Annotated in this window: 10 protein-coding genes and 1 pseudogene; 5 read left to right on the top strand and 6 right to left on the bottom strand. The window is 59.5% G+C overall.

The features are described from left to right. From KSS91_RS21910 to KSS91_RS21895, 4 genes and pseudogenes are all read left to right on the top strand, one after another. Positions 1-1443: a TadA family conjugal transfer-associated ATPase gene (locus KSS91_RS21910; RefSeq protein ID WP_217836101.1), complete on the top strand. Its 1443-nt coding sequence runs from the start codon at positions 1-3 to the stop codon at positions 1441-1443. Continuing rightward, positions 1440-2426, top strand: coding sequence for a type II secretion system F family protein (locus tag KSS91_RS21905; protein WP_217836100.1), 987 nt, complete (start codon positions 1440-1442; stop codon positions 2424-2426). Before KSS91_RS21910 ends, KSS91_RS21905 begins: the two co-directional genes overlap by 4 nt. Positions 2427-2455: 29 nt before the next feature. After that, positions 2456-3421 carry a type II secretion system F family protein gene (locus tag KSS91_RS21900; protein ID WP_217836099.1) on the top strand — a complete coding sequence of 322 codons (966 nt, stop codon included), beginning with the start codon at positions 2456-2458 and terminating at the stop codon, positions 3419-3421. Positions 3422-3424: 3 nt separating this feature from the next. Then, a pseudogene (locus KSS91_RS21895) lies at positions 3425-3652 on the top strand (type II secretion system F family protein); the annotation flags it as partial. Between the two features lie 303 nt (positions 3653-3955). Here the strand turns inward: KSS91_RS21895 and KSS91_RS21890 are convergent. From KSS91_RS21890 to KSS91_RS21875, 4 genes are all read right to left on the bottom strand, one after another. Continuing rightward, positions 3956-4231 (bottom strand): DUF3613 domain-containing protein, encoded by a 276-nt coding sequence (locus KSS91_RS21890; protein WP_217836098.1) that lies wholly within the window; start codon positions 4229-4231, stop codon positions 3956-3958. 18 nt (positions 4232-4249) lie between these two features. Continuing rightward, complete coding sequence (locus tag KSS91_RS21885; protein ID WP_217836097.1) at positions 4250-4963, bottom strand: tetratricopeptide repeat protein; 714 nt, start codon at positions 4961-4963, stop codon at positions 4250-4252. A gap of 119 nt (positions 4964-5082) precedes the next feature. Continuing rightward, complete coding sequence (locus KSS91_RS21880; RefSeq protein ID WP_217836096.1) at positions 5083-6306, bottom strand: type II and III secretion system protein family protein; 1224 nt, start codon at positions 6304-6306, stop codon at positions 5083-5085. A gap of 660 nt (positions 6307-6966) precedes the next feature. Next, positions 6967-7593, bottom strand: coding sequence for an alanyl-tRNA editing protein (locus tag KSS91_RS21875; RefSeq protein ID WP_217836095.1), 627 nt, complete (start codon positions 7591-7593; stop codon positions 6967-6969). Between the two features lie 89 nt (positions 7594-7682). Here KSS91_RS21875 and KSS91_RS21870 point away from each other — a divergent pair, with 89 nt between their 5' ends. Next, on the top strand, positions 7683-8681 hold the full coding sequence (locus KSS91_RS21870; protein WP_095963739.1) for a LysR family transcriptional regulator: 999 nt from the start codon (positions 7683-7685) through the stop codon (positions 8679-8681). A 90-nt stretch (positions 8682-8771) separates the two neighbouring features. On the opposite strand, the gene KSS91_RS21865 is transcribed toward KSS91_RS21870, so the two are convergent. Beyond that, complete coding sequence (locus tag KSS91_RS21865; protein WP_217836094.1) at positions 8772-9179, bottom strand: PA2817 family protein; 408 nt, start codon at positions 9177-9179, stop codon at positions 8772-8774. A gap of 74 nt (positions 9180-9253) precedes the next feature. Continuing rightward, positions 9254-11701: an acyl-CoA dehydrogenase gene (locus tag KSS91_RS21860; protein ID WP_217836093.1), complete on the bottom strand. Its 2448-nt coding sequence runs from the start codon at positions 11699-11701 to the stop codon at positions 9254-9256. Positions 11702-11835: the final 134 nt, after the last annotated feature.

Here is an 11835-nt window from a genome sequence, read left to right as displayed (position 1 = left end):
ATGATCAGCGACTTTCGTAACCGCTTGCGCAAACAGTCCGGTAAACCCGCCTCGTCACCGGCCAACCAGCCGGGTGACGACCTGCCGGATCCGGCAGAGGAAATAATGGCGTGGGAGCGTGCAACGCCGGACGTTCTTTACGAAACCAAAAGTCAGGTCACCCCGGTGGAAGCCGAGTGGCGAGAAAAGATCTACCAACAGTTGCTCAAGGTCATGGACCTGTCCTTGCTGGATTCCCTTGAGCAGGCTGAGGCCACGCGGCAGATTCGCGATATTTGCCAGCGCCTGCTCGATGAGCATTCGGCACCGGTGAGTACTTCCAGCCGCCAGTTGATCATCAAACAGATCACTGACGAAGTGCTCGGACTTGGCCCTCTGGAGCCGTTGCTGGCCGATCACAGCGTGTCCGATATTCTGGTCAACGGCTTTGCCTCGGTCTATGTCGAGCGCTTCGGCAAGCTGCAACGCACCGATGTGCGCTTTCGCGATGATCAGCATTTGCTGAACATCATCGACCGCATCGTTTCCAGCCTGGGCCGGCGTATCGACGAGTCCTCGCCCTTGGTGGACGCCCGGCTTAAGGACGGTTCGCGGGTCAACGCGATTATCCCGCCGCTGGCCATCGACGGCCCCAGCATGTCGATCCGGCGCTTTGCGGTGGACCTGCTCAATACCGACAGCCTGATCCAGGTGGGTACGTTGACTCCGGCCATTGCCCTGCTGCTCAAGGCGATAGTGCGTGGGCGCTTGAACGTGCTGATTTCCGGCGGTACCGGCAGCGGCAAGACCACCATGCTCAATGTCCTGTCCAGTTTCATTCCGCACAACGAGCGGATCGTCACCATCGAGGACTCGGCCGAACTGCAACTGCAGCAGCCCCACGTGGTGCGCCTGGAAACCCGGCCTTCGAACATCGAAGGGCGCGGCGAGGTGAGTCAGCGGGAGTTGGTGCGCAACAGCCTGCGGATGCGTCCGGACCGCATTGTCATCGGCGAAGTGCGCGGCGTCGAGGCGCTGGACATGCTGACGGCGATGAACACCGGCCACGACGGCTCGTTGACCACGATCCACGCCAACACCGCGCGCGACGCGTTGGGCCGGGTCGAGAACATGGTGTCGATGACCGGGGCGACCTTCCCGATCAAGGCCATGCGTCAGCAGATCGCTTCGGCCATCGATGTGGTCATCCAGCTGGAACGCCAGGAGGACGGCAAGCGCCGCCTGGTCAGCGTGCAGGAAATCAACGGCATGGAAGGCGAAATCATCACCATGACCGAAATCTTCTCCTTTGCTCGCCATGGCATGGGCGAAACCGGCGAAGTGCTGGGTGATTATCGGCCCAGCGGCATGATCCCCGCCTTCCGCGATGTGCTGGCCAAGCGCGGCATCGAGTTGCCGCTGACGATGTTCAGACCTGAGTGGATGGAGGCACGGCAGTCATGAACCAGATTCCCGGTGAATTCATTCTGATGTTTCTCGGCATGGTGTTTATCGCCGTCTTCCTCTTGTCCCAAAGCGTGGCGGTGCCGGTGTTTGGCGAGGCTGGCAAGATGCGCAAGCGCATCCGTGGCCGCCTGCACGTACTGGAGAAAGCCAATAATTTGCCCAACATGCAGACGGTGTTGCGGCAGAAATACCTGACGCGTTTGTCGCCCCTGGAGGCCAGGCTTGAACAGATGCCCTTGATGGAGGCATTGACGCAAATGATTGAGCAGTCCGGGCACGAATACCGGGCCTATCGGGTATTGCTGCTCGGGCTGGCGCTGGGTGTCTGGGCGGGCATCTTGATCTGGATGGTCTCGTCAGTCTGGTGGATGGCCTTGATCGCGGGTTTCGCGGTTTTCTGGTTACCCATACTGAAAATCTCTCGTGACCGTGGCAAGCGTTTCGCTGAGTTTGAGGAAGGCTTGCCGGATGCACTTGATGCCATGTGCCGCGCTCTGCGCGCCGGGCACCCATTCAACGAAACCCTGCGCCTGGTGGCCGAGGAGCACAAGGGACCGGTCGCTCACGAGTTTGGCCTGACCTTTTCCGATATCAACTATGGCAACGATGTACGCCGCGCCATGCTCGGCCTGCTGGAAAGGATGCCAAGCATGACGGTGATGATGCTGGTGACCTCGATCCTGATCCATCGCGAGACCGGCGGTAATCTGACGGAAGTTCTGGAGCGCCTGAGTCGCCTGATCCGCGGACGCTTTCGCTTCCAGCGCAAGGTCAAGACCTTGTCGGCGGAAGGGAGGATGTCGGCCTGGATACTGGTGGCCATTCCTTTCGTTCTGGCGGGGGTGATCGTGTTCACCACTCCTAAATACATGCCGTTGCTGCTCAATGATCCGGTGGGTCATAAGCTGATAATCGGGGCTTTTTTTTCCATGTTGATCGGGATTTTCTGGATCCGCAAAATCATCCGGATTCAGGTTTGAGCGGTATTCGCTACCGGGAGGTACAGGTCATGGATTTTTTGCTCGGGTTGTTCAGTCGGGTCACGGGAAGCGAAGAGATGGCGCGCCTGTTGTTCCTTGGCGCGATCGGTTTGAGTACGGTGCTTGCGGTTCTCGCCGTGATCTTGCTGATGCTGGGTCTTCAGGACCCGGTGCAGCGTCGTCTGGCGCTGATCAAGCGTGGTCATTTAGGCAACACGACCGGGCAGGAAGCTCCAGGTAATTTGCAACTGTTGCTGGAGCGGGTCGGCCAGCGCTTTGCCTCGACTGAATCGGCTCAGACGTCCGTCACCCAGACGCTGTTGATGCATGCGGGATACCGTTCCTCATCGGCGGTGCAAATATACTGGGCGGTACGCTTGATGTTACCGCTGTTGTTGATCGGTATTGCGTTGCTGCTGTTGCCGATGATTCCCAAGATTTCCCTGATCATGGGGTTGCTGTTGGTGTTCGTGGTGGCCGCTATCGGATGGTTGGTGCCGGCGCTGTATGTCGCCAAGCGCAAGCAGTTGCGACAAGGCCGGCTGCGTGCCGCGTTTCCGGATGCGCTGGACCTGATGGTGGTGTGCGTGGAGTCGGGCCTGGCCCTGCCCACGACCATAGAGCGGGTGGCCGAGGAGATGTCGGTCAGTCAGGTCGAACTGGCTGAAGAGCTGGCCACAGTCAATGCACAAATCCGCGCGGGCATTTCCAGTACCGAGGCGCTCAAGCAACTGGCTGTGCGCACGGGCCTGGATGACGTTCAAGGGCTGGTCAACCTGTTGGCGCAGAGTATTCGCTTTGGTACCAGCGTGGCCGACACCTTGCGCATCTATGCCGATGAGTTCCGTGACCGGCGTACGCAGGCGGCCGAAGAGATGGGGGCGAAAATTGGCACCAAGATGATATTCCCGCTTATTTTCTGCCTGTGGCCGAGCTTCTTCCTGATAGCCATTGGCCCCGCCATGATCGGGGTATTCAAGGCATTCGGTAAGTGAGCAGGATTGGTCAGCCTTTTGGCGCAGAGCATCCGCTTTGGTACCAGCGTGGCCGACACCCTGCGCATCTATGCCGATGAATTCCGTGACCGGCGCACCCAGGCCGCCGAAGAGGAGGGGGCGAAAATTGGCACCAAGATGATATTTCCGCTGACTTTCTGTCTGTGGCCGAGCTTCTTTCTGGTTGCCATCAGCCCAGCCCTGATCGGGGTGTTGAGAGCATTCGGGTGAGGTCAAACGGCTTGAGGCTGTCGAGTGCGACGGCCTTGCCACCCGAGTTTGATCTGTACTTTCCTGCCATAGGTTTACACATCCCCTGTAGGAGCTGCCGAAGGCTGCGATCTTTTGATCTTCCTGCGATTTCACGAGCGCTTGAAGTCAAAAGATCGCAGCCTTCGGCAGCTCCTACGGTGTAATCCGTCCAGGGATGGATAATGCGTAGATGTCACTGCTTTCCTGCACACGACATCAAGCCCGGCTTTGCAGCCAGGCCACTCTGAACTACGCCAGAAGCTGATCACCCATCGACATCCCTCAGTTGTCGCCGCCGATGGTCATTTCTCCCGCTGCATCCTGGTCATAAAATTCCGGAATCGGGTAGTTAAAGCTGTTCAGCCAGCGCTGCATGGCCAGGTCACGTTCGGTGGCCGAAGCGGTTTGCAGGTGAGGGGAGGCAACCACACCGCGAATCTGCAGTTGCAACCACTGCTCGGTGCCTTGTTGATACGGCGAGGAGGGCCCCGGTTCAATGGCCCAGGCAGTGGTGGACAGGCAAGCCGTGCACACGATCAACAGCCGTTTGGTATTCATCTCGACTCCTCGTACGTTCTACTTGTTCGCACTGGTAGAGGCATCGGCTACCTCAGTCTTGCGATTGCCATCGGTAGCGACCACTTTTTTGGCAGAGGCCTTGAGTTTTTCCGCGCGGGATTGAGCCTCTATGACTTGCTTGGGATTCAAGTCGGCGCGGGTCACGAGTTCGGCGGCCGCCTTCCAGTTATCCTGATAGATCAACAACGTCACCATATTGAGTGCCGCCAGTGTGTTCGCCTGCTTGAGCTCCATGGCGGTCATGAACTCAAAGCGTGCTTCAGGGATCCGTCGCTGATTGAGGTAGACGACCCCCAGGTCATTGCGCATTCTGTCGTCGGTGGGGGCCATCTTCACCGCACGCTCAAGGTGAGTGGCTGCGCTGGCGTTGTCATTTCTGGCAGCGGCCAACTGGCCCAGGCCATGTTCCCCTTCAGCCGCCAGACAGGTGCCGAGCAAGCTTTCGTACAACGGCTGCGCGTCGCCGCTACGCCCCATCAGGCGCAGCACCCGAGCCTTGCGCAGGCGAACCTGGACCAGGTTGTCGGGCAATCCTTCCAGATTCGCCAGGCTGGCATATAAACGGCCTTCTTCGGCCATGTTGTCGGCAAGGTTCAGGGACAGTTCTTGCTCCGAACCGGGCTTGGCACAGCTGGCCGGTCGCGAAGACAGGCCATTGCTGGCACAACCTGCGAGCATTAATGTCGCCGTTATTGCAATGACTGCTTTCATCGAAGGTCCTCTGGCGACAACCCGTTGAACGCCAGGCCAATGGCAGTACAGCCGGCCCGGCAAGCGTTCAAAGTCACCGTTAGGGGTGAGTACGAGGTCAGTCCGGTTCAGGCTTCGGTTCATTGCGAGAGCCCGCTCAGACTGTCGAAGTCGCCATTTTCCAGAAAGAACATGCGATAGAAGTTCGGGTCGTAATTGCGCAGCTGCTCGCCAGGCAATGACGGCAGTTGTGCATTGGCGGCCAGTGGCTGGACCAGATGCGGAGTGACGATCATCAGCAGCTCGCGCTCCTCACGGTTGATGGTGTTGTCGCGGAAAAACGCGCCCAGAACCGGGATATCGCCCAGCCCCGGAAACTTGTTCACCTGGGAATCGTTGTGGGAGCTGATCAGGCCGCTGATGACGAAGCTTTCGCCGTCGGCCAGGGAGATGCTGGTATCGGTACGGCGCACGGTCAGGGCCGGGACTATCGTGCCGGCGATGCTCACGGCGTTGGTGAAGTCCAGCTCACTGACTTCTGGCGCCACCTTCAGCGCGATACGGTTCTTCCCGACGATGGTCGGCGTCAGGGTCAGGCGGATACCGAACTCCTTGTACTCGATGAAAATATTGTCGCTGCCTGAACTGGGCACCGGAATCGGTATTTCACCGCCGGCCAGGAAGCTCGCACTCTGCCCGCTGAGCGCTACCAGGCTTGGCCGCGCCAGGGTATAGGCGAAACCGCTGCCCTCCAGCGCGTTGAGCGCCACCAGAGTACTGCCGGTAGCAAACGTGAGGTTGAACTGGTCGTTTCTCACCGGTATCCCCGGCGTGACTATGCCATCGATGGTGGGCAAGGTTCTCGGCGAGCCGAACAGCCAGTTGCCCCGGACGCCGAAAATCGAGGCGGAGGCTTCCTTGAGTTTGGTCCGGCTGACTTCAACGAAGCGGATATCGGTCTGCACCTGGCTTGGCAGCAGCGGGTCGTCGGAAGGCACCGACGGCACGCTGGTCAGCGCCGACGTGGCCCTGCCCTTGACGAACACCATGCTTTGACGCGGCGTTTTCGAACAGGCAGTCCAGACCATCAGGCTGGTGGTCCCCGGCGCAATGCCCGTGAGTATGAACGCGTTGCTGCCGCTGGGTTGCACGTCGGCAATTTTCGGGTCACCCACCGCCAGCTGCGTTACCGGAACGGGGCTGCGCAGTTCATTCTGCAGCCCCTGACCGACCTCGTACGTTGTCGGCCAATTGTCCAGTTGCGGACAGTTGGCCGGCGCGGCCTGGGCCGCATCCACGCTGAGGCCCATCCAGAACAGGCCATGGATAATTCGCTTGAAAGCGGGCACGGGACGAAGGCTCATCAAGTACATCCTCACTGAATAGGCCAATCTTGGACAGACTGCGCTGTCTCGGATCACTTCACGGGGATCGGGCTATCCCCCCCAATGCGCCAGACCACTTATCCATGGCCTTGGCGTTATTCCTTGCGTGCTACACACGAGCGGGCGCAATTCGCTGATCTGGCTGGATAGCGAGCGACCTTTGCTGAAACGGTTTTCAATGATCCGGTGACCCGGACTGCTGGCAAGAGCGATACTCGCGGCCATGGACGGCGCTGTCCGCTGTCCTGGTTTCCCCTGAAAGTATTCGGCAATGCAGGTACAGAGCCGGAAAACGACTGTCAGGATCATGGTGAGGTAACTCCTTTTGCCAATCCGCTATCTGATCACTGAAGCTAACGTGGAAATTCGAGCCGTTATGACTTCTTGTTGTTTGACGTTAGTTCAATCAAGCCAAAGTGCCATGAGTTAAAGGAAAACTATTGGTGCAAAGACTGGAGACAGGCGGGCGGGCAGGGGGCGTAGCGCAGTGCGGTTGCCGGATGTTGACGAGGTGTACTGAAGCAAAAAAAGGCCCGCCAGTCTGACTGGGCGGGCCTTTTGCGTTACGGGCAATGCTTGCATCGATAAAATCAGGCGTCTTTCACGGACGCCACGAACACCCCCACGAACACTCAGTGCTCAGTCCACGTGATAGTGGACCGACAGCGTGCCTTTTTTCTGCGAAAGGGAGGCGATGGTGACCGCACCCAAATCCTTCAAGCTGCGTACATGGGTACCGCCACAACCGTAGGCGGGCAGTTCACCGAAGCCGATTTCCCGGGCGCCTTCGCGCAGTGAGGTCAGGCGCGGCAGGTCGTGGTCGATCCACTGCCCGATGCCGTGTTCAACGACCTGGGCCTCGACGTCCTGCGCGCAATTGCCCGGCTTGAATTGCACACGGCCTTCACCGGGCCAGTGATGCGCCTTGATCGGCATCCAGCCCATGGCTTGTACAAAGTGGCCGATCAAATGGCCAGCCGAATGCATGCGCGTGTTGAACCGCCGGCGTTGTTCGTCGACGCGGATTGGCGTCATCCCGGTTTTTACCGGCTGGTCGACAAAATGAATGATCCGCTCGGGATCCTGAACCACGCGCAGCACCTGGCTTTCGCCGATCCAGCCAGTGTCGCAAGGCTGTCCACCGCCCTGGGGGTGGAACAGGGTCGCGCGCAAGACCACGGCAAACTCGTTTTCGTGAGGGGTGCATTCCAGGACTTCCACGTTGGCCTTGAGCTCATCACTATGGAAAAAAAGGCGCAGCGTCATATTCCAGGCTCGTATTGGTAATCAGTTTCTATTATAGAAAGCCTGTAAATACGTGATAATCCGGGCAAACATCAAAGGACTGTTGCGTTGTGAGCATAAATCTTCCACTGCCGCTGCTCGGTGAAATGGCGATTTTCGTCAAGGTTGTCGAGACGGGCAGTTTCTCCGAGGCAGCTCGTCAGTTGGGCTCTTCGCCCTCGGCGGTCAGTCGGAGCATTTCGCGCCTGGAGAAGGCGCTTGCCACCCGGTTGCTGCAACGAACCACGCGCAAGTTGCGACTGAGCGACGGTGGCGAGGAGGTGTTCAAGCGGTGCCAGGAAATGGTCAATGCCGCGCGATCAGTGATGGAAATCAGTGGTCAGTTCACGGATGAACCCGAGGGGCGGGTGCGTATCAGCGTGCCGAAAGCTGTGGGCCGAATCGTGATTCATCCGCACATGCCGGAGTTCTTGCGGCGTTATCCCAAGGTGGATGTGGAACTGTTGCTCGAGGACCGCCAGGTCGATTTGATCGACGATCACGTCGACCTGGCGATTCGCATCACCGATCGGCCGCCTGCGGGGCTGGTGGGGCGGCAGTTGCTGACCATCGATCATATGCTCTGCGCCACTCCACAGTATCTGGCCGAGCACGGGACGCCGACTCATCCCCATGACTTGCTCAATCACAGTTGCATTTACCTGGGCGAAACACCCAGCGACGCACGCTGGAAATTCAAGAAAGGCGGCAAGACGGTAACCGTCGGTGTGCGCGGGCGATATGCCGCCAATCACACCGGCGTGCGTTATGGCGCGGTGTTGCAGCACATCGGCATTGGCAGCCTGCCGTATTTCACGGCGCGCCATGCCCTGGAGAAGGGTTTGATGGTGCAAGTGCTGCCGGACTGGACCTTTCTGGCGTCCTATCACGGCGGCGCCTGGTTGCTGCATTCGCCAACCCGATACCTGCCGCCCAAGCTACGGGTGTTGATCGATTACCTGGTGGAATGTCTGGCGAAGGAGCCGACGCTGGGCAAGCCGGGTCGGTCGAATGGTCCGGGCTGGTCGCCATCGGAGTATGAACTGCCGGAGAGTGACGGCTTGTTTTGAAGGCGGAAAAAAAGATCGCAGCCTTCGGTGCTCTTACTATGGACCGTATATTTTCTGTAGGAGCTGCCGAAGGCTGCGATCTTTTGCAGATCAGTGCTTGCTGTCCTGGCTGGACAACGCCAGCAGCTGCTTTTCCTGGTTCCAGTCGAAAGGTTCGTCGTTCTGTTCGGCTTCGAAGCGACGCTCTTCAAGGGCCTGGTACAGGTCGATTTCATCATCGGGCATGTAATGCAGGCAGTCACCGGCGAAATACCACAGCAGGTCGCGCGGCACCAGGTGTGCGATTTGCGGATAGCGAGTGATGACCTGGCACAGAATGTCCTGGCCCAGGTACTGGCTTTCGATCGGGTCGACAGGCAGTAACGCCAGCAGCTCGTCGAAGCGCTCAAGGAACAAGGCATGGCTTTCGTCGGGAACCTGCTCGGCCTCACCTACGGCGACCAGGATGCTGCGCAGGTGGTCGAGTAAAACGAGATGATCGGCAACGATGTTGGACACGAGATAAGTCCTCAAGAGCAAAACGGGCGCGGGAGTATAAAGCGCCCGCGCCCGTTTTTACATGCTTGAAGGGATCAGCGGACTTTTCCCCCGGCCAGTGCCAATTCCTCTTGGTCAAAGTCATCGACATCGATCACCTTGCGCCGGGCCGCTTCGGCTTCACGCAGGGTTTGCGCTTCCACTGGCTGCAACACACCAGCCTCGAGCGCGGCATCGATCAGCGACTCGCCAGCCAGCGGTTTGACCTGGCCGGTCTTGAGTGCCAAATGCAGTTTTTTCTGCAGCGGCTGAGCGGCACTCAACAGGTTACAGGCGTGTTGCAAGGCGCCGACCGGATCGTCGCTCGCCTGTGGGCGATAGCAACCCAGGAGCAATTCCTCCAGGGCGGGGTCGCCCTTGGCGCGGCCAATCAAGGCAGCGACTTCGGCAGCGAGTTTGTCCGATGGCCCTTTGTGCCGGCGACCGAACGGGAACACGATCACCCGCAACAGGCAGCCCACGACTTTGTTCGGGAAGTTGCTCAGCAGTTCATCCATGGCGCGCTCGGCCTGCCCCAGACTTTCTTCCATGGCCCAGCTCACCAGCGGCGTCATGTACTGCGGTGTGTCGAGATCGTGATAGCGCTTGAGTGCGGCAGAAGCCAGGTAAAGGTTGCTCAGTACGTCACCCAGTCGTGCGGACAGGCGTTCCCGGCGTTTGAGTGCACCGCCCAGCAACATCATGCTGAGGTCGGCGAGCAGGGCGAAAGCAGCGGCCTGACGATTGAGGGCACGGAAGTAACCCTGGCTGAGTTTGTCACCCTGGGTGTGTTCCAGGTGCCCAAAACCGAGATTCAGCACCAGTGTACTGGCGGCGTTGCCCACGGCAAAACCGATGTGCTTGAGCAGCAGACCATCGAATTCCCTGAGCGCCTGATCCTTGTCTTCACGGCCGGCCAGGGCCATTTCCTTGAGCACGAAGGGATGGCAGCGGATCGCGCCCTGGCCGAAGATCATCAGGTTGCGCGAGAGAATGTTCGCGCCTTCCACCGTGATAAAAATCGGCGCGCCGTTCCATTTGCGGCCCAGGTAATTGTTCGGCCCCATGATGATTGCCTTGCCGCCGTGCACATCCATGGCATCGCTGATGCAGTCGCGGCCGCGCTCGGTCAGGTGGTACTTGAGAATCGCCGACAGCACCGACGGTTTCTCGCCCAGGTCGACCGCATTGGCGGTCAGCATGCGGGCGGCGTCCATCATCCAGGCATTGCCGCCAATGCGGGCCATGGCTTCCTGGATGCCTTCGAACGAAGCAATCGGTACATTGAACTGCTCGCGAACCTGCGCGTATTGGCCCGTCACCAGGCTGGTGAACTTGGCCATGCCGGTGCCCACTGCCGGCAGGGAAATCGAACGCCCCACCGACAGGCAATTCATCAGCATCATCCAGCCCTTGCCGAGCATCTCCTGGCCGCCAATGAGGAACTCCAGCGGGACGAACACGTCCTTGCCCGAGTTCGGGCCATTCATGAACGCGGCGCCCAACGGCAGATGCCGGCGGCCGATCTCGACACCTTCGGTGTCGGTCGGAATCAGCGCCAGGCTGATGCCCAGGTCTTCCTTGTCGCCCAGCAGGTGATCCGGGTCATAGGCCTTGAAGGCCAGGCCGAGGAGGGTAGCCACCGGGCCGAGGGTGATGTAACGCTTCTCCCAGTTCAGGCGCAGGCCGAGAACCTCCTGGCCTTCCCATTCACCTTTGCAGATCACCCCGGAGTCCGGCATGCCGCCGGCGTCGGAGCCGGCCAGCGGACCGGTCAGGGCAAAGCACGGGATATCGTCGCCGCGAGCCAGGCGTGGCAGGTAATGATTGCGTTGTTCGTCGGTGCCGTAGTGCAGCAACAATTCGGCCGGGCCGAGGGAGTTGGGGACCATCACGGTGGAGGCGAGGTCGCCGCTGTGGCTCGCCAGTTTCATCGCCACTTGCGAGTGGGCATAGGCAGAGAAGCCTTTGCCGCCAAACTCCTTGGGGATGATCAGGGCGAAAAAACCGTTGTCCTTGATGAACGCCCAGGCTTCGGGCGGCAGATCCATGGTTTGACCGAGTTGCCACTCATTGACCATGGTGCAGAGCGTTTCGGTCGGCCCGTCGATGAATGCCTGTTCTTCTTCGTTCAATTGCGCTTTGGGATAGGACAGCAGTTTGCTCCAGTCCGGACGGCCACTGAACAGCTCTCCGTCCCACCACACCGTACCGGCGTCGATGGCATCGCGTTCGGTTTGCGACATCGGCGGCAGGGTTTTCTGGAACCAGTTGAACATCGGCGCGCTGAACCATTTGCGACGCAGGTCGGGCAGCAGCAAGGGCGCGGCGACGGCAGCGATCAATACCCAGAAAACCAGCAGCAACCAGCCCGGCGCGCGGCTGAAAGCGCCCATGGCCACGACATAGGCGGCCACGATGACCAGGGCGGGTAGCGGGGCGATGCGGCGGTGGGCCAGATAAGCAATACCGACCAGCAGAACCAGTATCCACAACAGCAGCATATTTATTCCTCCGTGAAACCAGGGCGAACCAGCCCTCAGAGCTTAGACGGCATCCGCAAAACAGGCAGGTGGTGACCCAGGATGATTTTCGTGCGCCAGATGGGCCGCACACGTGGGAAAACTCTCATTGAACG

Origin of the sequence: Pseudomonas azerbaijanorientalis, from assembly GCF_019139795.1 — a bacterium.
Classification (GTDB): Bacteria; Pseudomonadota; Gammaproteobacteria; order Pseudomonadales; family Pseudomonadaceae; genus Aquipseudomonas; species Aquipseudomonas laurylsulfatiphila.
This window is presented reverse-complemented; position numbering and strand designations above follow the sequence as displayed.